Raw genomic sequence first — 25,439 nt, forward strand, 5'->3', positions numbered from 1 at the left:
GAAGCAATAAGGGCGAAGCTGTGATGGGAACTGAATGGGTGGAAGCGACAAGAGCGAAGTTGTTGTGGCGGGAATGAGTATGTGGAGCAATAAGGAGTATTGGGCCAACAACGGAGGCAAGCCCTTGCAAGAGTTGATCACCCATACCTCCTGGCCGCCGCGAAACCTCAGTAAAGGCGTCCAGGACGTGCCCGATAAGGGCAAAGCCAAGCTGGGAATAGAGTATGTGGAGTATTAAGCGCGCAGTTATGAAGCTGTGACGGGAAAAAAGGCCAGCCGCGGAGCTTCCAAAACTTCTAACGAAACTACCGAACGTTATTTGCCCATAATTAACCACTTTTTAGATTTAACGAAACGTTGTAACGTTATTTGCAGGAAATAGTAGCGTTTATCCCCAAATTTGCCCTAATAGCGATCCCCAGTTTCGTTAGAATATTCAGAACCGTTTTTGCGCCCCAATAGCGATCCCCAGTTTCGTTAAAATGTTCAAAACCATTTGGCGTCCCGATAGCGGTACCTTGTTTCGTTAGAATGCACAGAACTCTTTTGACGTCCCCTAGCGGTACTCAGTTTGGTTCGAATTTGGGGCAGTTCTATCTAGCAATAATTCAGAGGGCCAATCGTATGGTGAAAAGTCTGTTAGTGTATGTGAAGCAATACGAAGCTATAAAGAAGTTAAGACGGAAGGGCCAGCCGGGACTTCCAAAACTTCTAACGAAACTACTGAACGTTATTTGCCCATAATTAACCACTTTTTAGATTTAACGAAACGTTGTAACGTTATTTGCAGGAAATAGTAGCTTTTATCCCCAAATTTGCCCTAATAGCGATCCCCAGTTTCGTTAGAATATTCAGAACCGTTTTTGCGCCCCAATAGCGATCTCCAGTTTCGTTAGAGTGCACAGAGAGCGGCTTTTGCGCCCTAATAACAGTCCCCAGTTCCGTTGGAATTAGGGGCAGATTTATTTGGCTCTAAATCAGAGAGCCGGTATGTATGGTAAAAAGTTTGATAGAGTAGTAGATTTAATACTAGAAAGAACGACATGAGGGATGTGCATGATTTGAAGTATTGGAAGGCCTATTTTAAGTTTGTAAAGCCGTATACGAAGTGGATTATTTTGACGTTGATCATTGGGATACTGAAATTTGGAATTCCATCATTGCTGCCCTTGGTGCAAAAATACGTAGTAGACGATATTTTGATGAACGGGGCCATGGATATCGAGCATAAAGTGTCGCAGCTGATGATTGTACTGGCGATTACCTTCGTGCTATTCGTCATTGTTCGCGGCCCGGTGGAATATGCCCGGCAATATTTCGCGCAATTCATCACGGCCAAAATACTGTTTGACCTGCGCAATAAGCTGTACGGCCATTTGCAGCGTTTATCACTTAAATACTATCAGAATACAAAGGTGGGAGAGATTATCTCCCGCTTCATTAACGACGCAGAGCAGACGAAAAATATCGTTGAGATCGGGATGATGAATGTCTGGCTGGATACGTTCACCCTGGTGTTTGTGCTTGGCTTTATGTTCTATTTGAATCCCCTGTTGACCCTGGTTTCCATCTCCATTTTTCCTCTTTATGCGATCGCCGTTAAAGTTCTCTATAAACGCCTCAAAAAATTGACCAAAGACCGTTCAGCCGCTCTGGCCGGAATTCAGGCGTATCTTCATGAGCGGATTCAAGGGATATCGGTCATTCGCAGCTTTGCATTGGAGAAGCATGATCGTAAGCAATTCGAAGCGATTAACGGCAAATATCTGAACAAGGCGATGGCCCATAGCCGTTGGAATGCCTGGACCTTCGCCGTGATTAATACGTTGACGGATATCGCTCCGCTGCTCGTTATTGGTTATGGGGGATATCAGGTCATCCAGGGGCATTTGACGCTAGGAACCTTTGTCGCTTTCTTCGGCTATCTGGATCGTCTGTATGCGCCTCTGAAGCGGCTGATCAACTCCTCGACGATTCTAACTCAGGCTTCGGCATCCTGGGAGCGTGTGCTGGAATTGCTGGACGAGCCTTATGATATGACCGATGATCAGCATGCTGAGCAATTGCCGGCGGGCAGCCATGCTGTCGCTTTTCGAAATGTATGGTTCAAATATCAAGAGCATGGCGGCTGGATACTGAAAAATATTTCACTGCAGGTGAATCCGGGACAAACGGTTGCTTTCGTCGGGATGAGCGGCGGCGGTAAATCTTCATTGGTTGGCTTGATTCCAAGGTTCTATGATATCCAGAAGGGATCGGTAATCGTTGGCGGCAAAGATGTTCGCCATTGGACGATGGAGAGCCTGCGAAGCAAGGTTGGCATGGTGCTGCAGGATAATTTTCTGTTTAGCGGCACAGTCCGAGATAATATTATGCTTGGAAACCCGGAGGCCGATGAGGAAGCTGTCATTTCGGCGGCGAAGGCGGCGAACGCCCATGATTTCATTATAAACCTGACTCAGGGCTATGATACAGAAGTCGGGGAACGAGGGGTGAAGCTGTCGGGCGGCCAGAAGCAGCGGATTGCCATCGCCCGCGTGTTCTTGAAAGACCCGTCGATACTTATTCTGGATGAAGCCACCTCGGCGCTCGACCTCGAGTCCGAGCACTTGATTCAGCAAGCGTTGCAGCAATTGTCCAAGAGTAGAACCACCCTGATCGTAGCCCATCGATTGTCGACGATTACCCATGCGGATCAGATTATCGTGATGAAGAACGGTACAGTCGCTGAACGGGGAACCCATGAAGAGTTAATGCACAAAGATGGCGTCTACTCACAACTGTACAGCATACAAAATTTGAATGTTTAGTTAAACTTATAGCGGATATTCCCAGCAAAGCGATTCTTCACAGTGAGAGGGGCTTGAATAATGGAAAATAAAGAGTTGTCCGCTCTTCAGGAACAATTGATTCGGGAGGCCGAGCAGTTTGCCCGTGCGGAATTAGAGCATGACCAGACCGGACATGATTGGTGGCATATCCAGCGGGTAGTTCAAATGACCAAGCGTCTGGCCCGAGCTGAGAATGCCGATGAATTTATTTGCACGGTTGCAGCATTACTCCATGATGTGGCGGACGAGAAGCTTAATGTCTCGAAGCAGGCCGGACAAGATAAGGTCAGCGCTTGGCTCTCAGAGCATGACTTTAAGGGTGCTGATCAGGAGCATATTATAGAGATTATATCGAACCTATCCTACAATGCCGGCAAGAACCCGCCGATGCGTACTTTGGAAGGGCAAGTTGTACAGGACGCCGACCGGATCGATGCTATTGGAGCGATTGCTATTGCCAGAGCCTTCCTGTATGCAGGGGTGAAGGGGAATCCGATTCATGATCCGCAAATTTCGCCGCGAAGCGAGATGACTGCGGAGCAGTATAGGCAAGAGAAAAGCACAGGGATCAACCATTTTCATGAGAAGCTGCTTAAATTGAATAACCTGATTAATACCGAATCTGCGAAACAAATCGCGGCAGAGAGACATTCCTATATGGAGCAATATGTAGAGCGTTTCTATCGGGAATGGTCAGGGGAAGAGGAATAGAACAAGCCTCTAGCACACCAGTGCAGAGGCTATAAATTTACATTTTGCCGATCAGAAGCGATAGAATGCCCGCCGCAATGAGGGGGCCGACGGGGACGCCACGGAAGAAGGCGACGCCGAGGACGGTGACAATCAGGAGTCCGGCGACGATCGTCGGCTGATTTCCCATCAGGGCGGCACCGCGCCCGCCTAACCAGGCCACAAGCATTCCAACGCCGATGGCAAGGATCGACTTCCAGTTGAAGAAGGAGGACAAGAGCGTCTGCAGCGAAAGTTTACCGCTGGCGACCGGAGTCATTACACCGATCGTCAATACGATAATCCCGATCGTAAGTCCGTATTTCTCCAGCCAAGGGAACATGAACTGGATATGCAACACCCGAAGTAAAAGAAGAACAATCATTGCGACGGTAATCGGCATATTGTTGCTGAAAATTCCGAGTGCTGCCATCAATAGCAGTAGCAATGAAGTCATATCAATCTGATTCATAGCAAGCTCTCCTTAATAAAATGCATGATCATAAAGTCCGATTTTTCAACACCGAACCATATGGCTTCCAATGTGCATTTTCCAAAACGCTTCCGCTTGGATGACACCGGGGACGAAAGGAGCGGGGCTCCACGTTTTTGTAAAGATGACTTCGGAAGCATGTACTTGAAGTTGGTACGTGAGCACCTGGAACAGATGTTTCCGGAGAAAACATGACATCCTTACCATCTGCTTAGTCCTTAATCCCGGCTGAATTCAAGATTCAAAGTCGAATAGCTACATGAGGTACTTCGTGACTCAAAGCGAATGAGGTTATTCTCACCCAAGGGAGGACATGATATGTTCGGCGATAATCCGCCCATGCCCGCGTCCAGTTTCGATAAATACCTCATTGGCATTTCGTCCTGAAGCAATAACCCCTGCGACATAGATCCCCGGGACATTGGACTCCATCGTCTCCGTATTAAACTTTGGTTTTTCCATCTCATCGGTTAACTCTACGCCGGCCTCATGAAGCAGCTTGCGGTCAGGACGGAAGCCTGTGAGGGCAAGCACAAAATCATTAGGAAGATGGACATGGCTATGATCGCTCAGTTCCACAACAATCTCCGCAGCCTTAATCTCGATGACGCGAGAGGACAACATCAGATGGATTCGCTCTTTGTTAACGAGACTCTCAAACAGCGGCTTCACCCAAGGCTTAATGGATGAGGACAACTCATCCCCGCGGTAAACCATCGTGATCTCTGCTCCGACACGGGACAACTCCATAGCTGCATCTACGGCAGAGTTGCTGCCTCCGATAATAGCCACCTTCATCCCCGTATACGGATGGGCTTCCTGAAAATAATGGGATACTTTATCTGTATCTTCCCCAGGAATGCCAAGCATATTAGGATGATCGAAATATCCGGTAGCGATAATGACATAACGTGTCTCATATTCCCAGACCTCACCGCTGCGGGTAATCGAATGCACTTTAAAAGTACCATCCGGCAGCCGCTCGATCTTGGTTGCTTCCTCATAAGAAGCTATAGGGACTTCATACTGCTCGCTGACTTTGCGATAGTAAGCCAGGGCTTCATGCCGGAATGGCTTCTCATTCGGGGTCGAAAAAGGCATATCGCCGATCTCCAGCAGCTCTGCTGTACTGAAGAACTGCATATGTGTGGGATAAGAAAAAATCGAATGGACAAGGCAATGCTTCTCCAGAACCAGCGTATGTAATCCGCGGCGCTGACATTCGATCGCAGCGGAAAGTCCGCATGGGCCAGCTCCGATAATGATAACATCCTGCATGAGATACCTCCTAGAACGATAAAAATATAGGCGATTCATTAAAAGAATAAACCATATCCATCCTACAGCAAAAGTTCTCTAATATCCAGATGTGCAAAAATGAATACATTTTCAAGAAAAATATTGACAATAAAGTGACAATTACCATATAATGCGCTCAAAATATAAAATTAAGGATACACTAGAAGTGTAAACGCTTTCTGTTTATTCGCATTCCTATTATAAAGCGTAAAGGGAGGAAAGAATTATGCCTCTATTTTGGAAAAGAAAAAATAGCCGCAAGCCCCCCCTTGCCGAACCTAAGCCTGCGATCCATGTGACGCTGGAGCAGGTCAAGAAGGCCGTGTTACAATTCGAAGCTGATATGCCTAAGGGTATTTCGCGGAAATCATTGCTGCTGCCGGATGGCAGCCTTGAATTATCGCGTTTGTCAAGATATTTGGGCGGAATGAGCGATCAGAAGTTCTATCTATCAAGGGAGACCTACGAAATATTCGAAGAAGCAGATCGGGAAATTCCATATTATCTGGACATCGTTCAGGTGGCTGTAGATGATTATATAGAGGAACGGGGTAAAATTCCTGTGCTGGGCAATTCGCAATATAATCAGGTCGATGTCCGCCTGCTGAGAGATCAGCATTATTTGAAGGAATTACCGCCTTTTCCGCTCTATATTACAGACCAGGAAATGCTGCTAACCCACAGGCGCAAAGAGATCATGTAATACAATTGAATAAACTTGAAAAAGAAGCGGAAGCCTGCGTGTCGGGCTTCCGCTTCTTTTATTGTACATTTACCTAAATAAGCAATGCCGAGGTTAACTGGGGGCCAAAGATGAAGCAGAATAGGGATAGGACATTCCGGCATTTATTATAGATTGCACAGATAAAACTTAGCATAGTCAACACATTTAAAAAGATTGTTCAATAACGTACAAATCTTCATTATTTGACTATTGCAAGAATTTTTTCACTTCGTATAATAATAAACAGTTGTTGTTTATTGGATGTGAATCTATAAAAGTGCACTTGTATTTTAAAATATATATGAAAGCTAAAATGAATTATTAGATAAACCAGTTTGCAAAACCACTGATCATCCAGTCTTATCAAATAAGGCGGTTCTATATAGAAAACGTCACTTCAACAACTAAATACATCAAAGGAGTCATTAAAAATATGGGGAATAAATTAAAAATCTACATGTTAGCTTTTTTAGGGTTTTTAGCGGGAACAGCGGAATATGTTATTGCTGGCATACTGGATCAAGTTGCTGATTCAACTCATGTTTCCGTAGCCGCGGCAGGACAACTCATAACTATTTTTTCAATTGGATTTGCATTTGGAACTCCGGTTTTTATGATGATCGCTGCAAAAATGGAGCGTCGTCGGCTGCTAATACTTTCTCTTGTTTTTATAGTGATTGGAAGTTTAATGACAGTTGTACTACCTGGATTTAGCTTATTAGTCGTCTCGCGGGTTATACTTGCTATAGGAGCTGGAGGATTCGTTATTACCGCAATGACTGTATCCTCAAATTTAGTCCCACCTGACCGTCAGGGCGGAGCGATTGCTACGATCTTTGCAGGATTCAGTGCGTCTCTTATACTTGGCATACCCATTGGCCGGGTAATAGCGGCAGCATACGACTGGAAACTTATCTTTTTGGGGATTGGTATCTTAAATCTAATGGGGATTTTAGCGATTATTAAGAATATACCTGTTACGAGAGCTGAAGCTCCGGCCCCTCTTCGTCAGCAACTCGCATTTTTGAAACAACCTAAAATTGCACTAGCGTTAGGAATTACTTTCTTTGTTTTTACGGGATATTCAATGCTGAACACATATATGGCTCCATATTTGTCTTCAGTTATGGGTTTGAGCGAACTTATAATAAGTGGTATTTTCTTGGCTCTAGGAATTGGCTGCTTAATTGGAACTAAATTTGGGGGAACCATTGGGGATCGAATTGGTTATGGTCGTACAATTATTATTGCCATCGTAATGCAGTTTTTGATATTCATACTATTATCTGCGCTTTTCTCAATCTCTTCCGGACCCATTGCAGTAACGATCGGGATTATGCTGCTTATGATTTGGACAATGGTATCTTGGGCATTCGGAACCGTACAGAATACCAGCCTAGCTACAATAACTCCTGAGGCTGCTGGGATTATTCTAAGTCTAAATAGTTCTTTTGTGCACATTGGTGTTGCTGCGGGTGCTGGTATGGGAGGAATAGTTCTGGATGGACCTTCAGTTGTAGCAATCAGTTGGATTGGGTCCATTCCAGCCGCAATTGCTATAGTTATTTCAATTATTTCCTTTAAACTTAATCGTTCACATGAAAAAGAAGGCTATTAGTTATTTAAACCTCAATTTGAACTCTAAAAAGACTTGCAAAAAACAAAATGATAAAGGGTATGCGTAACAATTTTACGTATACCCTTTATCGTTTGGTTAGTAAACTCTATAAATTTCTATCGATTAATACATCGAGTTGTTTTTCCATAATATGCGGTGGATACGGCATTTCATTATTAAACCACCACTCCACAAGTTGTACATAACCTGCTCCAACAAAATTATAAATAGCCTCTTCATTTAAACCTTTGTTTTGCCCCTCTATAGTATTAATCTCCCGACGATTTTTTATATCTTCAATCACAAACGCAAGGAATCGTTTTCGAAAGAAAGGAGCTCCTTTACTGCATAACATTACTGAGAAAAACACATAATTCTGTTCAAAATAAGCGAACCAGCCTGCGGTTCCATCTACAGAATCTATTTTACATGATGTTTCACTGATACCATGTAATTCATTAATATGTTCTTCGATCAGTTTATCCAACAAATCATATTTATCCGTATAATGAAGATAAATGGTTCCTCGATTCACATCTGCGGCATCAGCAATATCTTGTATAGTAATGTCATCAAAGGACTTTGTATACATTAATTCAGTAACCGCACTTTTAATGGCTTTTTGGCTTTTCGCTATCCTTCTATCTACTTTAGACATGATTCATTCACCAAGCTTTCCCAAATATAATCGCAGTCTATCCCTCATTATAAACATACGTTGATTAATCAAACAACGATGAAAAAGTAATCACCTCCAGAAATGAGGTTTTGTCCTAGCTGTAATTGAATAGCTTGTAAGACAAGCAGGGATTCTTCCGGGAGTTGATCGAGAGGCTTCCCTGGGTAAAACGGCCGGATCTGGACGGATTAACGAGATACTATGAATTACACGATATGACGCATGCCAGAGCTATGAACCATGCTGTCCGGACACTGGAACAATGCAAAGCGCTTGGCCTCAAGCTTGGTATTATCACCAATGGCAGAAGCGAGGTTCAGCATGGCAAAATAGATCTGCTTGGTTTGAGACCCTTCTTTGGCACGATCCTTGTGTCGAAGGATATCGACATGAAGAAGCCGGACCCGCAAATTTATAGGATTGCGCTGGAGCGGTTGGGAACATTGGCGGAGGAGACGATCATCGCAGGCGATCATCCGCGAAATGATATAGGGGTGCAGCAAACATAGGCACCAGGCGTGTGGCTTCGCCGTGCGCATGGTTGGGATGCGCAGCTGCCAGGGGGCAAGCCGTGGCAGGAGACTCATGAATTAAATGAGCTGATCCCGTTGATTCGCAGCTAATCTAATCCAGCCTTAACAACGAAAGACCCGTAAGCGAATTGCGCTTACGGGTCTTTCTATGTCTAGTAAAGTAATGTTGATATTAATAGAGCGAGAGTGCCACAGTGTCAAATTCGCTCTTGCTATGCAGAATCGCTTCGGATCCTTCAATTTCGATACTAATCAAGGAGTTCAAGCACTTCTTCAAGGCGTTCTTGCCATTTCGCAATTTGTTATCGAGAGCGCTTGTCAGCAATTTTAATGTACGTTGAATGGGTTGTTTCGTCTCAGCATTAAAATATACGGGAACTTGAACATTTTGAAAGTTTATTAAGATTCTCATACCAGATCACCTCTATACAGTGGTTTCATATTACACATTGTAGGTTAGAATGCTTAAAAATACATTAATATTTCATTATTTTTCAATTAATTTTTTGTGACGCTTGTAAGACAATGATACATATTTGCTTATATAATACTAGAAAAAAATACTAGGCACAACATTTTCAAGAAAGTTGCGTCAAATAAGTTGAACCGTTACTGATAACATGGTAGATTGCTATATGGGAATTCCTGAATTGCTTATAAATAGTTGATACAACTGAGTTTATCCGCTCTTGTGCAGCTGTTTTGAGGTGGAATGAAATAGAAAATAATGACAAAGGAGGTGCGAAAATGGACACCGTAGAATCAGATCTGCCGGGCGAATTCATCCTAAGCTCTATGGAATTATATTTCATGATTAATCTATTAGGGGAGAAAGGCTTGCCGGATCGAGATACAGAGGCTTTCGTGCTTCGATGCTGCGAATCCGAATCCGCAGAGCAAATCTGGTATGAAGGTAAAGAATCCCTGAAGCGTAGAGGATATTTTATGCCCGGAACAGATGGAGAGCTTCGAATTTCAGCCCAGCTGCTTATTACGCTCGGCCATATTTTTCTGGCCAAGAAAGCTTATTTATTGCAGTATATATTGGACGGCCGGGAATATGAGGAGTTTCTATATATACATGAAGATAAAATTATAAGAATCGAATGTCTCAGGAAAGCTGAAGGACAATATCGATTAACTTATTTGGACATAGATAATAATGAGCTTGTGCATTCATTTGGCTGCACGGAGCAGAAGCTGCAGAACCCTGGGGAGCTTCCGGCTCTAATGTTGTCCAGAAGTCAATTTGATGAGATATTATCTGAGGCCAGACAGCTGGATATAGAGGAATTGATAGAACAACTCTCGAATACTACAGATGAACAGGAAGCCTTGATTGCTTTGGCGAGATGCATCAAGTCTAATACTTCCAAGGGTTCGCTTCGCTTTTATTTATGGAATAATAATGCCTGGGAAGTTCAATGCGTACAATTTATGAGTAATCATCATTTAAATTGGTTGATTCGATCAAGCGCGAAGCATGATGAGGACTGGCTGATTGCAACGCCTACTTCGATGGGAAATATTCAGGAGATGATTAAGGATTGGCTGACCGAGCCTGCTTCATAAAGTGCTTCGTAATCACACGGGGAATTGTTGAATAACCTGTTACCATAGGGGGAGTAGATAATGAGTTCATTTTACAATGATGATGATGTTCGCGATCTTCGCGAGCGTGTGGAGCGGTTGGAAAGAGAGCTTGAGCAGTATCGAAGCCAACCAACGCGGCCAAGCCACTATGTAAAATGGTTTATAACGGGCTTTATCATTGCAACCGGAGCCATGATAATGGTTGGAGTCCTTCAGTTTATAACAGCAGGCTAGAGACTACACACAGGTTTAATCCAAAAGGCTGTCACCTTGGTGATGGCTTTTTTGCTGTGTCCGCTGCCGCTGGAATCGATTAGAACTCATTCTGACTTTCAATCTGGCTCCTAGCTCCGCTGGAATTCACTAGGGTAACACCGGTAAATTTCTTGCAGATGCGGTTAAAGGAGCCTAGTTGAATAACACCCCGTCTGATCGGTGAACTCAGGAATGGCCCGGCTGGTAAATACCAACCTTTTATTTGCACGCGGAAGGCGAACCTCATTGCCTTTTCGATGAAATTTAGGCCTGTCTTTTCCTTGAAATGCATTAAATAGTTAATGTCCGGTACCGTGAATTTACTCGCGAATGTGAAGCTGGATTTGAAAATATTAAGAGGTTGATCCTGAGCAAAATCGTTTGCTTAAGGAAGAACCTCTATTTGGGCGTTTTGAAGCAATAAGTGAAATAAGTTGCAAAAAGTGTTTATAGTGTATATATTGTATATATACATTAAAGACGAAAACGATATTGTTTTAGAAGAAGGTGAAGCATGAACATTTTATTGTCCCACTCTTCGGGAGAACCCATATATTCGCAGATTGTCAGACAGATCCGCAGCGGTATTTTGCAGGGGGAGCTTGCGCCGGGGAGCGCTCTTCCGTCCATCCGCCAACTGGCCAAGGACTTGCAAATTAGTGTTATAACAACCAAGCGGGCGTATGACGAGCTGGAACAGGAAGGACTGATCGACTCCGTAGTGGGCAAAGGCTCATTCGTATCGGGAGGAAACCAGGAATTTATCCGTGAGCAGCAGATGAGACAGTTGGAGAAGCAGATCAGAGAGCTGCTGGATGGAGCTCATCAAATTTCCGTGTCCACCGATGAGCTGATCGAATGGATCAGGCTGTTAGATCAAGAGGGAGGTAAAGAGGAATGAATGCAATTGAAGTTCAGGGAATAGGCAAAAACTATAAAAACTATGAGCTGTCGGACGTGACGTTTGAGGTTCCGAAGGGATATATAACCGGACTGATCGGCCCGAACGGAGCGGGGAAAAGTACGATTATTAAAATGATTATGGGGATTGTAATGCCGGATCAGGGCGATATCCGGGTACTGGGGCAGGATACGGGGAAGGTGGAAGCAGTATATAAGCAGCAGATCGGGTATATTTCCGATGAGAATATTTTTTATGACTGGCTGAGTATGGAACAGATGAAGAAGGTGGTAGCCCCATTTTATAAAGATTGGAATGAGCTGGCTTTCCAGAGGTACATGGATCAGTTTGAGCTTCCGATGCGCAAGAAGATTAAGGACTGCTCCAAAGGAATGAAGATGAAATATGCGATTGCAATCGCGCTGGCGCACAATCCTTTGCTGCTTATTATGGACGAACCTACAGCCGGGCTTGATCCGGTGTTCCGCCGTGAATTGCTGGAGCTGTTGTCGGAATATATATTGGATGAGCAGAAGACGATCCTGTTCTCAACTCATGTTACAACGGATCTGGATCGGATCGCCGACTATGTGACATTCTTGAATCGGGGAAGGCTCGTATTTACGGATACGAAGGATGATATTTTGGAGCGGTATGTGCTTATCAAGGGCGGCAAGGAGCTGTTGGATAATGATGTGCGTCAAGCCTTTGTAGGAGTCAAAGAGACGGACCTGGGCTTTGAAGGATTGTCGGCCGACCGCAGCAGTGCGGTCTCCATGTTCGGCAATGCGGTAATGTATCAGCAGCCGACCCTGGAGGATATTATGTATTTTACGGTAAAGGAGAGGAAGGTCCGTGTCTAATATTATCAATCTGGTCCGCAAGGATTTCATTCTGCAGCGCCGTTATCTGTGGATTATCGCACTTTATGTACTCGCGTTCTCCGGCATGTTCTCGACGAATAATCCGAATATGCTGTATGGCCTCTTCCCGGGAATGATGCTGATTCTCGTAGTTGGCAGCGATATGCGGCTGGGCAATCAAAAGTTCCTGGTCACCCTGCCGATTAAACGCAGTATCATCGTGTTAGCCAAATATGTGTCCGCGGTCCTGGCCATTTTCCTGGCGGAGATTATTAGCTTTGGCGTCAGCTTCGGGATCAGGCAGTTTAGCGCGGAGGTTGTATTTAATGAATACGTTCTATTAGCCGGAAGCCTGGCTTCGGTGCTGCTGATGATGAGTATCTATTTGCCTTTATATTATTGGCTTGGCATACATGGTGCGCAGCTGCTGAATATAGCTATGATGGTGCTAGTCATGCTAGGCAATGTCGCCATATCGGGCCTTGCGGGTGACGAAAATGACATTGAACGGATCACATCATGGGTCAATACCCATCAGGTGGGGAGCATTGCGCTGGGGATAAGCTTATTACTGCTGATCATCGTCATTTCCTATCTAATCTCATTGTCCATCTTCAAGAGAAGGGATTTATAATGATTAAATAGCCCCTCATTATGGGTAATCTTGTGACAGGGACTTTTGCATGAACAGAGGTTATTGGTTTGTGTTACATGATCATAATGAGGAGCGTGTTCCATATGACGGAAGATCTGAGCAAGTCCGGAAGATTTAGTGGAAGAACAGCGCTGATAACCGGAGCGGGCTCCGGGATCGGCAGGGCTGCGGCGTTGAAGCTAGCGGCGGAAGGAGCCAATGTCGCGCTTTTTGATCTGATTGATGAGCGTACTCGCAGCACAGAGCGACATATTAATGAAGTGATTCACGGCCATTCACGAGCTTTTGATGTCGATGTTGCTGATCCGGTCAGAGTCGAGCAAGCCGTGAAGGAAGCAGCAGATCATTTTGGCGGGATTGATATCGTCTTCGCAAATGCCGGCATTAATGGTGTACTGGCGCCTGTAGAGGAACTAAGCTTCGAGGATTGGGAGAGGACGATCAGCATTAATCTGGGCGGTACTTTCCTGACCGTCAAGCATACCGTACCTTATTTGAAGCAGCAAGACAGGGGAAGCATCATTATAACGAGCTCGATCAATGGCAATGACCGCTTCTCCGGTTTTGGCATGTCGGCATACAGTACAACCAAGGCGGGACAGGTTGCCTTTGCCAAGATGATGGCGCTGGAGCTGGCCAAATATAAAATCCGCGTGAATGTCCTCTGTCCGGGTGCTATTTCGACGAATATTGATTCATCCACGGAAGTCCGTGAAGAACTGAAGGAGATCGTGATTCCTGTTAAATATCCGGAGGGTTCGCAGCCGCTTGCGAACGGTCCGGGTCAACCTGCTCAAGTAGCCGACTTGGTCGCTTTCCTGGCCAGCGATGAATCCTCGCATATTACTGGGGCGCGCATTGTGATTGATGGCGCGGAGTCCTTGCTGTAACTTGCCCTATAGGAACACAGGAGCGGCATACAATTTTGTGAAGCTGCTGTGCATGGTTTTAGGGAATATAGGTGATAAGGCGCTGAACAAAATAGCCCCTGTCACTCCTGGGTTCAGGAGGGCAGGAGCTGCCGGATGATTTGCTGTGTCAGTATAAAAGGCTGCCTCGAAACCTGCTGCAGTGAGAAGCTGCTGATTAGTTCGCTAGCCTGGGCGGGCTCCGGCTTGCTGTTAAGTCCGCAGATGTAGGCGATCCAGCCGATGATCGCCTCTGGTCTCGCGCCAGCCGTGCGCAGCGCGGATATGCTGAGATCGCCATGCCGCTTGGCCAGGCGATGTCCGTCTTCGCCGAGCAGCAGCGGTGCGTGGGCGAAGGTAGGCGTGGTCAGCTCCAGCGCCTGGAAGGGCTGGGGCTGGCGCGGCGTGGAGTCGAGCAGATCGGCGCCGCGCAGAACATCGGTGATGCCCATCAAGGAATCATCGATGGTAACGGCGAGCTGGTAGGAATACATTCCGTCTGCTCGCCGTACGATGAAGTCCCCGCCGCTGCCGGGCGGGAACGATTGTGGGCCAAAGATGCCATCCTCGAAGGAGGTGGCATGCTCGCCAAGAGCAAAACGCAGCGAAGGCGTCTTGCTCTTGGCTTTTTCTATGCGCTCCGCTTCGCTCAGGAAGCGGCAGGTCCCGGCGTAAGCCACGCCCTCGGAGGCGAGGCCATGCGGCGCGCCGGCCACGGCCAGCAGCTCGGCGCGGCTGCAGTAGCAAGGATAGAGGCAATGCTTCGCCTGCAGCTTGACCAAAACCTCATGGTACAGCTCGAGCCGCTCGCTTTGCCAATAAGGGCCATAGGCGCCGCCTGCCTCCGGGCCTTCATCCCAATCCAGCCCGAGCCATTTCAAGTCGGCGATTATTCTCTCCGTAATCTCCGGTCGGGAGCGCTGTATATCAATGTCTTCAATTCGCAGAATAAATTGTCCACCAGCTGCACGAATTTGCAGCCAGGATAGCAGGGCGATTTTGGCGTTGCCAAGATGCATATCCCCTGAAGGAGTCGGCGCAAAGCGTCCTCGTCTCATCTTCCAATCACTTCCTCGTACTCGTAAATCTTGTTCAGACCATTCAGATCATTTGCTGGTGATTATACGGTTACATATGTATTTGAAGCACCCAGACTTTCCTAGCAATTATAACTCTATCGTGGCAAGCTGTGAATAAGTGCTATCTGAATTCCTTCATTACTATGGAATCAGGATGCCCATTTTCAGTAAACAATCCACGTTATTCAAGCCGATTCAATTTGGCTTGAATAACGATCATGGTTCCTTGCGTATTTTGCAGCGAATGAGGAATGAAAGCTTGCGTAGCGCAAGTGAATTCTATACGCTATTTACAGGATAGAGAGCAGGGACATGTTCTTGTGTTCACTGGTCAGCACAAATAGAAAATATACAGGAGTTATTTATGCATAATTCACAACCGATGCCCATCGATACGGTGTTGCCAACACTAATCGAGAAATTGCGAGAGTCTGGACGTGCCGTCTTGACGGCGGAGCCTGGGGCGGGGAAAACGACGCGAACGCCGCTGGCGCTGTTGGATGAGGTGTGGCTGAATGGCCAGGGCATAATCATGCTGGAGCCCCGACGGCTTGCCGCGCGTTCTGCGGCCATCTATATGGCCCGGCAATTAGGCGAATCCGTGGGAGAGACGGTGGGCTATCGCATCCGTACAGAGAGCCGGGTGTCCGCCCGTACCAGAATCACCGTTGTGACAGAGGGGATTCTGACAAGAATGCTGCAGAATGACCCGGGTTTGAGCGGAATCGGACTCATTATATTTGATGAATTTCATGAGCGAAGTCTGCATGCGGATCTTGGATTGGCGCTGGCGATGCAGAGCCGTTCCTTGCTGCGCGTGGGTTTACGGATTCTGGTCATGTCAGCGACGCTGGATGCCGCTGCCGTAGCAGGCCTGCTTGAAGACGCTCCAGTGATTCAATGCCAAGGCAGCATGGATCCCGTGGAGACGATTCACGCGCCAACGCGGCAGAATGAACCGCTGGAAGCGGCGGCGGCTCGCGTCGTTCTGCAGGCCTTAAATGCCCAGTCGGGCAGTCTGCTTGTGTTCCTGCCTGGTGCCGGGGAGATCCGTCGTGTACAAAGCGCGTTGGAGCAGGCACAGCGGGTGGGCAGCGACGTGCTGATCACCCCGCTCTATGGTGCGCTGTCGCAGGATCAGCAGCAGCAAGCGATTGCTGCGCCCCCTGCGGGCAAGCGCAAGATCGTATTGGCGACGTCCATCGCCCAGTCAAGTCTGACCGTGGCCGGGATCACGGTCGTCATCGACCGCGGCCTGCGGCGTACCGCGTTGTTCTCGCCGCGCACCGGCATGAGCCGGCTCACGACGATGCGCGCGGCGCGCGACTCGGCCGACCAGCGCCGCGGCCCGGCGGGCCGCCTCGCTCCGGGCGTGTGCTACCGCCTCTGGAGCGAGGCCGAGGATCGGCTGCTGGCGCCGGCCACGCCGCCGGAAATGCTGGAAGCGGATCTGACGCCGCTTGCCCTTGAGCTGGCTGCCTGGGGCGCCAGCCCGGGGGAACTGCCCTGGCTGGACGAGCCGCCGGCAGCGAAGTACCGCCAAGCGACCAAGCTGCTGCGCCAGCCCGGCGCATCGGAGGCGGCCGGCGCGATTATGCCGCACGGCCGGCAGATGGTCTCGCTCGGATTGCATCCGCGGCTCGCCCACATGCTGCTGCGCGGGGTCTCGCTCGGGCTCTCCCGCGCGGCCTGCCGCCTGGCCGCGCTGCTCGAAGAGCGCGACCTCTTCCGCGGGTCGGCCGCCGCCAATGACAGCGATTTGCGCACGCGCCTATCGCTGGTGATGGCCGCTGGCGAAGAGGGAAGCCCGCGTCCCGGGGCAGCGCTTAGCGCCGAGCTGGACCGCTACGCCTTGCAGCGATTGCTGCAGGTCAGCGGCCAATGGGAGCGGCAGCTTCATAAGATGAACGCTGATATCCAGTCTGGCAGCGGAATGATCCGTGGGCAGACCGGGGATTGGCTGTCATTTTGCGGGCTGCTTGTCTCTTACGCTTATCCGGACCGGATCGCTCGGCGGCGTCCGGATGGAAGATACCTGCTTCGTTCGGGGCGGGGCGCGGTATTCCGAAACCGGCAACTGCTCGGCGACGAGCCGTTTATTGCCATTGCAGAGGTGGATGACGAGGGTGCGGAGGGCCGTATTTTGCTAGCCGCTCCGCTGCCGGAGGTGCATGTATATGAGTATTATCACGACCAGATGGAGGAGAGCGCTCTTGCGGATTGGGATGAACATACCGGGGCAGTGCGGGTACGGCGGCGTCTGACATTAGGGGCCATCCTGCTGCAGGATAAGCCGGATCCGCATCCAACCGCTGAGCGAATTACAGAGGCTTTGCTTGGTGCGGTGGCGGAGCAAATCGATACGCTGCTGCCCTGGAATGCCAAGTCCAAGCAGCTGCAGGCGCGAGTCGAGTTCCTGCGCCGCCTTGAGCCTGCCTGGCCTGATCTGACGGATGAGGCATTGGCTCGTCATGTGCATGAATGGCTAGCGCCATATGTGACCGGGATGCGCAAGCGTTCGGAGCTCCAGAGCCTGTCGCTTTATACGATTCTGGAAAATCGGATCGGCTGGGCTCGCATGCAGGAGCTTCAGACTGAAGCGCCAACGCATTTGATCGTTCCAAGCGGGTCCAAAATACCGGTTCAATACGAGGGTCCGCAGGCGCCTTATGTCTCAGTCCGTCTGCAGGAGGTTTTCGGCATGATGGAGACGCCGCGTATCGGCTATGGACGCATCCCGATTACATTGCATCTGCTGTCGCCCGCCAGCCGTCCTGTCCAGGTGACCTCGGATTTGCGCAGCTTCTGGAGCGGGACCTACTTCGAGATCAAAAAGGATCTGAAGGGTCGTTATCCGAAGCACTATTGGCCGGATGATCCGTTGGGAGCCACCGCCACTCGCAGGGTCCGCCCTGATCGGAAACGCTAACGAAACACCATATCGCTATTTACGCCAAAATCGGCCTCCAAAAATTTTAACGAAACAGGGTATCGCTATTTTGCCAAAAAAGCCGTTCAAGGCCTGGATTTGTTGGCAATAACGATACGTAGTTTCGTTAAAATTACTAACCTCGTATTTTCGAGGGAATAACGTTATGCAGTTTCGTTAAGATGCTTCTATGTACTTGAGTACACCGCATGGCCCTTCTTAATAGGAAACAGCCTGTTGAGCTTAATGCAACAGGCTGTTTTTCATAGGTATATTGCGACCCAATAGACTTAATGATTGTTCTTAGGTATCACTTATTTTTTTTCGAGCTCTGACGGGGGATGCTGAAATACTCTGAAATAGCCAGGAAAAGTAATGGCCGCTGGAATGGCCCTTGGATACGGCTTGCTGCCCCTATTCTGGATGTGCGGTCCGTTTATTTCACCAGCTATTTAACCTCGAATCCGGCACCTGTATAGATGAGTCGAGATCCGCTCTTTTGATATATCAAGCAAGGCGTTATGTTGGCCATGGTTTTAGCGATTATGGCCCTGTGCAGCATGGGGCCGATCATTATTCTGAAAGACCTTATTGTCTGCATGGTCCGCTTAGAGACGAGCCTATTTTTCCACCATCACAATCCATCTGGAGGGCCCGTTATCATTTGGCAGGAGGAGGATGGGTACAAAAGGATTGTCAAACATATGACAGGTAATGTGTGCGGCGAGCGGCATGTTGGTGTATAAGCTCTCTCGGGGAAACGGGCTTGAATGGAGGGGGGGAGACAAGCCAAAGCGTATTCCCGATCAGTCTTATGGGCGCATGTGGTTTGACCGACCGCCGTCATGTAGCAATGCACCGCGCGCTGGGAGCTGCGCGCGGTGCGAAAAGAGATGGAGCGATTAGAACAAGGGGCAATTTCCAAAGACCTTTCCTTTTGTTCAAAGCTGGCGCTCCCGCTCATTTATATGCCGCTACCTCTGGTGAGAGGGCAAATTCAGTGGAACGAATACATGGAATATGGTTATCCCATTAAAGGGTTAGTGAGATAAACCAAAGATCTCGGCGCCTTGCTACAAATGCTGCAAATGAATGCTTCGACCGGGAGTATCCTAGAGGAGGGCGTCTGAATTGAATCCTGGCATAACGATTTGGCAGCTGGTTTGAATTTAGACATCCGATTTTCAGTACAATTCCAATCAAACAGGATTTATCAGCGTAGTTCCTGTATGGGCGGGCATCTTCCTGATTTTAATGAATTAAATGTCCGGATTTGGCTTTTTTGACCCATTTTGCGGAGGTGCGGTTCACGAACCGCTTGAGTCCTAACCCAAGGATGAGTGATAGGCCGGCATAGATCAGCAGAATACTGATATCCCTTGTAATCAGGCCGGCTACGCTACCTCCAACGGCCTCGCGCATCAGCCCGATTCCGTAGGTAAAGGGCAGATAAGGATAGATCGCCTGGAAGAAGGGCGGTGTAACCTGAATGGGGAAGGTACCGCCCGAACCGGCTAATTGCAGGACGAGCAGTACGATGGCCATCGCTTTGCCGACATTGCCGAATACGGATACCAGCGTATAGATCATAAGCATAAACACCGCGCTGATTAAGAGCCCGAACAGAATGAATTGAAGCGGCTCCGCGGCATAGGTTCCTAGAATCCACAGATCTCCCATTGTGACGAATAACGATTGCAGCAATGCCAGCGTCAAGAAGGTGAAGAAGCGGCCAAAATACTCTTGATAGCTGCGTAGCGGAACACCGTGAATGGTCTTGTTATGCACTTCAACGGTAAGCATGGAGACGAGCAGCAGGCCGCCGACCCATAATGACAAGGTGGTGAAGAAGGGAGACATCGCTGAGCCATAATTCGGAATCGGGAACATCCGGGTTTCCTTCAAGATGACTGGCTCGGCAAAAAAATCGCCCTCCTTGGCATAATTCAAATTCAGCAGCTTGATCAGATCCTCCAGCGAGCCTTTTTTCTCCAGGGCCGTGATATGGTCGGTCACTTCCTTGAGCTTGCGCTCCGCCTCCGGAAGGCGTCCGCGTACGGTCTTTGCTTCTGTCGTTGCCACGACGAGTCCTTTCTGCGCATCCTTAATAATGCCGCTGACGACAGGCAAGTCGGATAAAGCCTCCGACAGAATACCTTTTGTATGGTTGGCGTCTTTTTGTGCTTGTTCAAGAGCGGCTGTCATCGCAGGCAATATCGTACTGTCGAAGCTGCCAATCAGCCCGTCAAGACGCCCGGATGCATCCTTGGCCAGACCATTGAATTTTTCAAGTAAGGGGCGTATTACATCTTTCCCTTGGCCTGCAGCTGTGGAGAGATCCTTTACGATCTGCGCCATCTGTTTGAAATCCGCTGCAATGCGGTCCAGTTCAGCTATTTTTGCACTGAGTCTGGAGCTGGGAGCGATGGACTGCAACCGGCTTAGCAGCTTGCCAAATGAATCCGCGCCTTTAGCAGCTGCAGTAAGGCCAGTCTCTAAATGCTTCGGCAGCTGCAATGGCTCCAGGTCTTCAGCTACATCGAGGCCGGATAACAAAGTGTTGCTTGTCTGATCGGCCAGGTCGGCCATCTGCTTAAGCTGCTCTAGTGTCTCCTTGGCCACTGGACCGGCAGCTTGAACAGCGTCCTTGCTACGGGCAAGGAAATCGGAGGTTTGGCTGACCAGGCCTTCGCCTTTTTGGGCCAGGTCGGCGACAAAGGGAAGTTCTTTTTGCACTTTTGTGACAATGGTCTGACCTTTTTGTAAATCCGTTACAGCGATATTTGCCGCTTCGTTAATCTTCGGAAACAGCTGGACCATTTGAAAGGCGAGGTGCCTGGCGTTGTTAATCAGAGGAAGCTCCTGTCTTAATTCCACCCCGATTTCATTGAAAATACGAAAAATGGTTCCATTGGCGGTTTTCACAAAATTTTGGCTGACTTCACTGACGATGGAACTAGCTCCTTTGGACGTGATTTTAGGCGCGACAGCATTGATTTTCTCATTGACATAGTATTGAATTTCCGCCTTCTCGGGGTTAGGGGTAAGAACCGTTGCTATCCGAGCCGAGAAATGGGCCGGGATGATGATGACAGCATAATACTTTCCATTTTTTAAGCCGCGGATGGCTTTATCCCTGTCGGTGAAGACCCAACCAATGTTGTGGTTCTCATGCAATGAGTTGACGATTTCTTCCCCTAGAGCAATGGATTGCCCGCGCATCGAAGTTCCGGTATCTTCATTTGCAACGGCGATCTTGATTCCCGAGGTCTGGCCATAAGGATCCCAGGAAGCACCGATATTAAACCAGGCGTACAGAGATGGGAGGAAGATTAAGCCTAATATGATGATGGCGGCAGCCCAATTGGTAACAATGCCACGCAAGTCTGAGCCATAGATGAACAGTATCTTTTTCACAGCGATCTCCATTTTCGTTTTTTTGCTTATTATTCCGAGATGGCGGTAGAATCATCCATAGCTTGTTACTTCATCCCGAGAAATAGAGACGCTTTCAATTTTCCTATTGACGTTGCCAGAAGCTTGATTTATTATAGTCACATAACAACATACCGATTACATTTGGCGTGTTACCATTTAGTTCGTGGGCATGAGCCAGGAAGAGTAGTCCTAATTCATTAGGATTCTTTTCTTGGCTCTTTTTTGTTCGAATTTTTAGGCAGATGAATCTTAGTCTAGACGATGTCTAAGAATGTCTAAGAATGTCTAAGAATCGGACGACACCCGTTATGTAAACGGTATCAAGATAATGATGACGTGGGGAGGGAGCCGGGCAAGAATAGTTCTTATGCGAATGTAAGATTATAGAAGATAGATCGTATTAGGACGCTTAGGTCGGTATAACCATGGATCATCTAACATACAGGATTAGGAGGAGTTAAACTCATGTTTTCGAAATGGAGAAAGAAATCAACTGAGAGCAAGCAAGTCGAAATTTTAGCGCCGGTAACAGGCAAGGCTGTTCCGTTAACGGAGGTTCCGGATGAGGCATTTGCAGCGGGGCATATGGGCAAGGGGATCGCGATTGAGCCATCAGAGGGGAAATTGATTTCACCTTTCGACGGTACCATCGTACACGTGATCAAATCGAACCATGCCGTCATGCTGGAGCATGCTTCAGGGCTGCAATTTCTGTTCCACATCGGGATTAACACAGTTTCATTGAAAGGTGAGGGGTTCACTTCACATGTCAATGTTGGTGACAAAGTGAAGGCTGGCCAAGTGCTGATCGAATTTGATACCGCGAAGATCGCCGGTGCGGGTTATCCAACGATCACGCCAATTATTGTTACAAACGCTGATGAGGTGACCGAAAGCTTGGAAGGACTCAGCGGACAAGTGACAGCAGGCCAAGACGTCATTTTAAAGGCGGTTATGAAGTCTTAAAATCACTATTTGAAAGGATGATTGTTCAATGCTAGCAAAACTCCAAAAGCTTGGCAAATCGCTCATGCTTCCGGTTGCAACGCTACCTGCAGCAGGGATTCTACAAGGTTTCGCTAATATCAATTACGCGGAGGATTTACATTGGCTCTTTGGCTCTACGGTCGGCGGTTTCTTGAACCAATATGTTGCTACTTTCTTAAATGCAGGTGCACAGGCCATTTTCGGTAATTTGGCCCTAATCTTTGCGCTTGGGGTCGCAATCGGATTTGCCGGAGATGCGGTAGCAGCATTGGCGGCACTTATTTCTTACATGGTGTTAACCAAAGTATTGGCAGAAATCCCAGGGGTGTTCTCCTTTATTGCGGATGATGTCAAATTGGATATGGGGGTTCTGGGCGGTATCTTTACAGGTCTGTGGGCAGCTTATTTATACAATAAATTCCATAATATTAAGCTGCCAGATTGGCTTGGATTCTTTGCAGGGAAGCGGTTCGTTCCAATCGTCACGGCTGCAAGTACGATGGTCTTCGCTGTATTCGCAGGCATGATCTGGAGCCCAATTCAGGATGCAATCAGCGTCTTTGGCAACTGGGTCGTTGGACTTGGCGGTATCGGATCACTGGTATTTGGTATTGCGAACCGACTGTTGATCCCGCTTGGTCTGCATCACGTTCTGAACACGATTGCCTGGTTCCAAATCGGCGATTTCACGAATGCAGCTGGTGAGGTTATACATGGTGACTTGTGGCGTTTCTTCGCCGGAGACAAATCGGCAGGGATGTTCATGACCGGCTTCTTCCCAATCATGATGTTTGCAATGCCGGGTGCGGCACTGGCCTTTATCCATACGGCTAAGCCATCCAAACGTAAAATGGTAGCTTCTCTAGTTATCGGTTCCGCTGTTGCTTCATTCTTGACAGGTATTACTGAACCGCTTGAATTTGCGTTTATGTTCATTGCACCAGTCCTGTATGTTGTGCATGCGATTTTGACTGGGCTTTCAGGACTGATTATGTACTTGCTAGATGTTAAGCTAGGATTCGCCTTCTCGGCTGGTCTGATCGACTATCTCGTCAACATGAAGCTGTCGACGAACGCATGGATTTTACTGCCGGTAGGTGTTGGTTTCTTCCTGCTGTACTACTTCCTGTTCCGCATTATCATCGTGAAGTTTAACCTGAAAACACTTGGACGGGAAGATGATGAAGATGAGGAAGATGAAGGGTCCAATGGAGATCGGGTTGTAGCTTCATCTGATAGCCGCGCTGCCCAAATCTTGGAGCAGATCGGTGGACCAAGCAATATTCAGTCTGTAGATGCATGTATCACTCGTCTTCGCCTAGTCGTCAGAGATGATAAGAAGGTGAATGATTCAGCACTTAAGAAGCTAGGCGCTTCCGGTGTGATGAGACTCGGTCAAGGCGCAGTTCAGGTTGTATTCGGTCCGAAATCCGAAGCGATTAAGGACGAAATCAATAAGATGCTATAATATGAATTCGGGTTAACCTTCGTTTACTTACAGGGCAGATCATTTGCGATCTGTCCTGTTTTTTTGTTGATCTCCAATTCCAGATCATTCCTTCGATGTATGAATTATGATAATATGAATGCAAAGAATTTGCCGAATTGTCAGCTTGGTAAGAGCAGCTTGTCCAAATCCAAAGTGAAGATGTGAAGCCATGTTTATACTAGACAGGTTAAAAAGATTTGACTTCGTCATTCTGTTCATTTTGCTGCTATTTATGGGCATCAGCATCACCGTTCTGTATAGTGCAACCATGAACACGGCGTATCAGGGATACCATATGCAAATGCTGAAATATTATATTTTTGGTTTTTTTGTTCTGGCGGTTATCTCCCTGGTCAACTATCGGATTCTGCTCAAATTGGCGCCTTATATTTACTTACTTGGACTTGGTCTGCTGGTACTCGTCAATTTTATCGGGAACACCTATCATAACGCCACAGGATGGATGACGATCCCGGTGGTTGGGATGAGCTTCCAGCCTGCTGAATTTTTCAAGCTGCCTCTAGTGCTGTTCCTAAGTTATTTCCTATTTCGCAAGCAGAAGCCTAAGCTGGGATTCTGGCAAGATGTCCTGCCGATGTGTCTCATTACTTTCATTCCCTTTGCCGTAGTTATGGTACAGAATGATCTCGGGAACGCATTAAGTTATCTTGTCATACTTGGTGGTATGCTGTGGATTGGAAATATTAAATACACCCATGCCTTTCTAGCTGCAGTCCTATTAGTTGGAGCGGTCATCGGGGGAATCGGGGCGTATAAGGAACATCATGATGAGATTCAGCAATTTCTCGTCGATATCGGCCGCCAGCACTGGATCAATCGGATTGACCCTTGGCTGATGCCAGAGGTGGCTACGGATGACGCGGCTTATCATACGAGAAATGCCAAGATGGCGATCGCTGCCGGCGGTATGAGCGGTGAGGGTTACATGCAGGGGGAGAACGTGCAGTCCGAGCGGGTCCCTTTTACTTATTCAGATTCGATATTCGTCGTAATCGCTGAAGAATTCGGCTTTGTCGGCAGCTCAGTCGTGCTGCTGTTGTATTTTGTGCTCATCCATCGCTTGATATTGATATCACTGGAATGCAAGGAACGGGCCGGGCCCTATCTGATCGTAGGGATTGTGTCCATGCTCCTCTATCAAATCTTTGAGAATATCGGGATGTTTATCGGGCTGATGCCACTGACCGGAATTACGCTGCCATTTATCAGTTATGGCGGAACCTCGCTAGTCATTAATATGATTTGCATGGGGATGGCGATCAGTATTCGGATGTATGAAGAAGAGGAGAAGAAGGAGCATCACCATTCTGCGGCGAGTTTATAATTACTAAATTCCATACCGCCCAAACCCGGGCGGTTTTATTTTGCCTGGATTTATGCTCAACATAGCATAATAGCTTATAATATGTTGGCAG

The 25,439-nt window shown here is 47.8% G+C and carries 23 protein-coding genes; 17 read left to right on the forward strand and 6 right to left on the reverse strand.

Annotated features, from left to right (window positions below):
- The first annotated feature begins 34 nt into the window (after positions 1-34).
- The 3 genes from DMN77_RS02690 (at position 35) to DMN77_RS02700 (ending at position 3,542) form a co-directional block, all read left to right on the forward strand.
- The gene (locus DMN77_RS02690; RefSeq protein ID WP_179013395.1) at positions 35-238 is read left to right on the forward strand and encodes a hypothetical protein; all 204 of its coding nucleotides are present in this window, start codon (positions 35-37) and stop codon (positions 236-238) included.
- Between the two features lie 823 nt (positions 239-1,061).
- The gene (locus DMN77_RS02695) at positions 1,062-2,810 is read left to right on the forward strand and encodes an ABC transporter ATP-binding protein (RefSeq protein ID WP_256872207.1); all 1,749 of its coding nucleotides are present in this window, start codon (positions 1,062-1,064) and stop codon (positions 2,808-2,810) included.
- A 60-nt stretch (positions 2,811-2,870) separates the two neighbouring features.
- A complete protein-coding gene (locus DMN77_RS02700) occupies positions 2,871-3,542 on the forward strand; it encodes an HD domain-containing protein (protein WP_179013399.1) in 672 nt (223 codons plus the stop codon).
- Positions 3,543-3,579: 37 nt separating this feature from the next.
- Here DMN77_RS02700 and DMN77_RS02705 read toward each other — a convergent pair whose 3' ends face one another.
- Together DMN77_RS02705 and DMN77_RS02710 are read right to left on the reverse strand one after the other, a co-directional pair.
- The gene (locus DMN77_RS02705) at positions 3,580-4,032 is read right to left on the reverse strand and encodes a DUF441 domain-containing protein (protein ID WP_179013400.1); all 453 of its coding nucleotides are present in this window, start codon (positions 4,030-4,032) and stop codon (positions 3,580-3,582) included.
- Positions 4,033-4,350: 318 nt separating this feature from the next.
- The gene (locus DMN77_RS02710) at positions 4,351-5,370 is read right to left on the reverse strand and encodes a YpdA family putative bacillithiol disulfide reductase (protein ID WP_082790085.1); all 1,020 of its coding nucleotides are present in this window, start codon (positions 5,368-5,370) and stop codon (positions 4,351-4,353) included.
- Between the two features lie 208 nt (positions 5,371-5,578).
- Between DMN77_RS02710 and DMN77_RS02715 the strand changes: the two genes are divergently transcribed.
- Both DMN77_RS02715 and DMN77_RS02720 read left to right on the forward strand, forming a co-directional pair.
- Positions 5,579-6,055 (forward strand): DUF3939 domain-containing protein, encoded by a 477-nt coding sequence (locus tag DMN77_RS02715; RefSeq protein WP_068780826.1) that lies wholly within the window; start codon positions 5,579-5,581, stop codon positions 6,053-6,055.
- Between the two features lie 454 nt (positions 6,056-6,509).
- Positions 6,510-7,694: an MFS transporter gene (locus DMN77_RS02720; protein ID WP_179013402.1), complete on the forward strand. Its 1,185-nt coding sequence runs from the start codon at positions 6,510-6,512 to the stop codon at positions 7,692-7,694.
- Between the two features lie 106 nt (positions 7,695-7,800).
- Here the strand turns inward: DMN77_RS02720 and DMN77_RS02725 are convergent, their stop codons facing one another.
- Positions 7,801-8,352 (reverse strand): TetR/AcrR family transcriptional regulator, encoded by a 552-nt coding sequence (locus DMN77_RS02725; protein ID WP_068780828.1) that lies wholly within the window; start codon positions 8,350-8,352, stop codon positions 7,801-7,803.
- Between the two features lie 164 nt (positions 8,353-8,516).
- Between DMN77_RS02725 and DMN77_RS02730 the strand changes: the two genes are divergently transcribed.
- Positions 8,517-8,882 (forward strand): HAD family hydrolase, encoded by a 366-nt coding sequence (locus tag DMN77_RS02730; RefSeq protein WP_179013403.1) that lies wholly within the window; start codon positions 8,517-8,519, stop codon positions 8,880-8,882.
- A gap of 196 nt (positions 8,883-9,078) precedes the next feature.
- Here DMN77_RS02730 and DMN77_RS02735 read toward each other — a convergent pair whose 3' ends face one another.
- The gene (locus DMN77_RS02735; RefSeq protein WP_068780830.1) at positions 9,079-9,318 is read right to left on the reverse strand and encodes a hypothetical protein; all 240 of its coding nucleotides are present in this window, start codon (positions 9,316-9,318) and stop codon (positions 9,079-9,081) included.
- A 335-nt stretch (positions 9,319-9,653) separates the two neighbouring features.
- Between DMN77_RS02735 and DMN77_RS02740 the strand changes: the two genes are divergently transcribed.
- From DMN77_RS02740 to DMN77_RS02765, 6 genes are all read left to right on the forward strand, one after another.
- On the forward strand, positions 9,654-10,478 hold the full coding sequence (locus tag DMN77_RS02740; RefSeq protein ID WP_179013405.1) for a hypothetical protein: 825 nt from the start codon (positions 9,654-9,656) through the stop codon (positions 10,476-10,478).
- Between the two features lie 60 nt (positions 10,479-10,538).
- Positions 10,539-10,733: a hypothetical protein gene (locus tag DMN77_RS02745; RefSeq protein ID WP_068780832.1), complete on the forward strand. Its 195-nt coding sequence runs from the start codon at positions 10,539-10,541 to the stop codon at positions 10,731-10,733.
- Positions 10,734-11,268: 535 nt separating this feature from the next.
- Positions 11,269-11,655 carry a GntR family transcriptional regulator gene (locus DMN77_RS02750; RefSeq protein WP_068780833.1) on the forward strand — a complete coding sequence of 129 codons (387 nt, stop codon included), beginning with the start codon at positions 11,269-11,271 and terminating at the stop codon, positions 11,653-11,655.
- Positions 11,652-12,518 (forward strand): ABC transporter ATP-binding protein, encoded by an 867-nt coding sequence (locus DMN77_RS02755; protein WP_068780834.1) that lies wholly within the window; start codon positions 11,652-11,654, stop codon positions 12,516-12,518. The genes DMN77_RS02750 and DMN77_RS02755 overlap by 4 nt, the downstream gene beginning before the upstream one ends.
- Positions 12,511-13,152: an ABC-2 transporter permease gene (locus DMN77_RS02760; protein ID WP_068780835.1), complete on the forward strand. Its 642-nt coding sequence runs from the start codon at positions 12,511-12,513 to the stop codon at positions 13,150-13,152. Before DMN77_RS02755 ends, DMN77_RS02760 begins: the two co-directional genes overlap by 8 nt.
- Before the next feature lie 104 nt (positions 13,153-13,256).
- Positions 13,257-14,063 (forward strand): SDR family oxidoreductase, encoded by an 807-nt coding sequence (locus tag DMN77_RS02765; RefSeq protein WP_179013406.1) that lies wholly within the window; start codon positions 13,257-13,259, stop codon positions 14,061-14,063.
- A 113-nt stretch (positions 14,064-14,176) separates the two neighbouring features.
- On the opposite strand, the gene gluQRS is transcribed toward DMN77_RS02765, so the two are convergent.
- Positions 14,177-15,139: a tRNA glutamyl-Q(34) synthetase GluQRS gene (gene gluQRS, locus DMN77_RS02770; RefSeq protein WP_179013408.1), complete on the reverse strand. Its 963-nt coding sequence runs from the start codon at positions 15,137-15,139 to the stop codon at positions 14,177-14,179.
- 403 nt (positions 15,140-15,542) lie between these two features.
- On the opposite strand from gluQRS, the gene hrpB reads away from it, so the two are divergent.
- Together hrpB and DMN77_RS02780 are read left to right on the forward strand one after the other, a co-directional pair.
- Positions 15,543-18,089, forward strand: coding sequence for an ATP-dependent helicase HrpB (gene hrpB, locus DMN77_RS02775; protein WP_306294230.1), 2,547 nt, complete (start codon positions 15,543-15,545; stop codon positions 18,087-18,089).
- Between the two features lie 530 nt (positions 18,090-18,619).
- Positions 18,620-18,835, forward strand: a complete 216-nt coding sequence (locus tag DMN77_RS02780; RefSeq protein WP_068780840.1) for a hypothetical protein — start codon at positions 18,620-18,622, stop codon at positions 18,833-18,835.
- A 505-nt stretch (positions 18,836-19,340) separates the two neighbouring features.
- Here DMN77_RS02780 and DMN77_RS02785 read toward each other — a convergent pair.
- On the reverse strand, positions 19,341-21,506 hold the full coding sequence (locus DMN77_RS02785; protein WP_179013411.1) for a YhgE/Pip domain-containing protein: 2,166 nt from the start codon (positions 21,504-21,506) through the stop codon (positions 19,341-19,343).
- A 486-nt stretch (positions 21,507-21,992) separates the two neighbouring features.
- On the opposite strand from DMN77_RS02785, the gene DMN77_RS02790 reads away from it, so the two are divergent.
- From DMN77_RS02790 to DMN77_RS02800, 3 genes are all read left to right on the forward strand, one after another.
- Positions 21,993-22,493 (forward strand): PTS sugar transporter subunit IIA, encoded by a 501-nt coding sequence (locus DMN77_RS02790; protein WP_068780842.1) that lies wholly within the window; start codon positions 21,993-21,995, stop codon positions 22,491-22,493.
- Positions 22,494-22,521: 28 nt separating this feature from the next.
- Entirely contained in the window at positions 22,522-23,982 is a 1,461-nt protein-coding gene (locus tag DMN77_RS02795) for a PTS transporter subunit EIIC (RefSeq protein WP_179013412.1), read from the forward strand.
- 196 nt (positions 23,983-24,178) lie between these two features.
- On the forward strand, positions 24,179-25,348 hold the full coding sequence (locus DMN77_RS02800) for an FtsW/RodA/SpoVE family cell cycle protein (RefSeq protein ID WP_179013660.1): 1,170 nt from the start codon (positions 24,179-24,181) through the stop codon (positions 25,346-25,348).
- The last annotated feature ends 91 nt before the right edge of the window (positions 25,349-25,439 follow it).

This window comes from Paenibacillus sp. 79R4 (assembly GCF_013393165.1).
Classification (GTDB): domain Bacteria; phylum Bacillota; class Bacilli; order Paenibacillales; family Paenibacillaceae; genus Fontibacillus.

What these genes read in the sequence shown, in the direction of transcription:
- DMN77_RS02690 (WP_179013395.1), top strand. Translation starts at nt 35, where the DNA reads ATGGGTGGAAGCGACAAGAGCGAAGTTGTTGTGGCGGGAATGAGTATG.
- DMN77_RS02700 (WP_179013399.1), top strand. Translation starts at nt 2,871, where the DNA reads ATGGAAAATAAAGAGTTGTCCGCTCTTCAGGAACAATTGATTCGGGAG.
- DMN77_RS02705 (WP_179013400.1), bottom strand. Translation starts at nt 4,032, where the DNA reads ATGAATCAGATTGATATGACTTCATTGCTACTGCTATTGATGGCAGCA.
- DMN77_RS02710 (WP_082790085.1), bottom strand. Translation starts at nt 5,370, where the DNA reads ATGAATCGCCTATATTTTTATCGTTCTAGGAGGTATCTCATGCAGGAT.
- DMN77_RS02715 (WP_068780826.1), top strand. Translation starts at nt 5,579, where the DNA reads ATGCCTCTATTTTGGAAAAGAAAAAATAGCCGCAAGCCCCCCCTTGCC.
- DMN77_RS02720 (WP_179013402.1), top strand. Translation starts at nt 6,510, where the DNA reads ATGGGGAATAAATTAAAAATCTACATGTTAGCTTTTTTAGGGTTTTTA.
- DMN77_RS02725 (WP_068780828.1), bottom strand. Translation starts at nt 8,352, where the DNA reads ATGTCTAAAGTAGATAGAAGGATAGCGAAAAGCCAAAAAGCCATTAAA.
- DMN77_RS02735 (WP_068780830.1), bottom strand. Translation starts at nt 9,318, where the DNA reads ATGAGAATCTTAATAAACTTTCAAAATGTTCAAGTTCCCGTATATTTT.
- DMN77_RS02740 (WP_179013405.1), top strand. Translation starts at nt 9,654, where the DNA reads ATGGACACCGTAGAATCAGATCTGCCGGGCGAATTCATCCTAAGCTCT.
- DMN77_RS02745 (WP_068780832.1), top strand. Translation starts at nt 10,539, where the DNA reads ATGAGTTCATTTTACAATGATGATGATGTTCGCGATCTTCGCGAGCGT.
- DMN77_RS02750 (WP_068780833.1), top strand. Translation starts at nt 11,269, where the DNA reads ATGAACATTTTATTGTCCCACTCTTCGGGAGAACCCATATATTCGCAG.
- DMN77_RS02755 (WP_068780834.1), top strand. Translation starts at nt 11,652, where the DNA reads ATGAATGCAATTGAAGTTCAGGGAATAGGCAAAAACTATAAAAACTAT.
- DMN77_RS02765 (WP_179013406.1), top strand. Translation starts at nt 13,257, where the DNA reads ATGACGGAAGATCTGAGCAAGTCCGGAAGATTTAGTGGAAGAACAGCG.
- gluQRS (WP_179013408.1), bottom strand. Translation starts at nt 15,139, where the DNA reads ATGAGACGAGGACGCTTTGCGCCGACTCCTTCAGGGGATATGCATCTT.
- hrpB (WP_306294230.1), top strand. Translation starts at nt 15,543, where the DNA reads ATGCCCATCGATACGGTGTTGCCAACACTAATCGAGAAATTGCGAGAG.
- DMN77_RS02780 (WP_068780840.1), top strand. Translation starts at nt 18,620, where the DNA reads ATGGTTTTAGCGATTATGGCCCTGTGCAGCATGGGGCCGATCATTATT.
- DMN77_RS02790 (WP_068780842.1), top strand. Translation starts at nt 21,993, where the DNA reads ATGTTTTCGAAATGGAGAAAGAAATCAACTGAGAGCAAGCAAGTCGAA.
- DMN77_RS02795 (WP_179013412.1), top strand. Translation starts at nt 22,522, where the DNA reads ATGCTAGCAAAACTCCAAAAGCTTGGCAAATCGCTCATGCTTCCGGTT.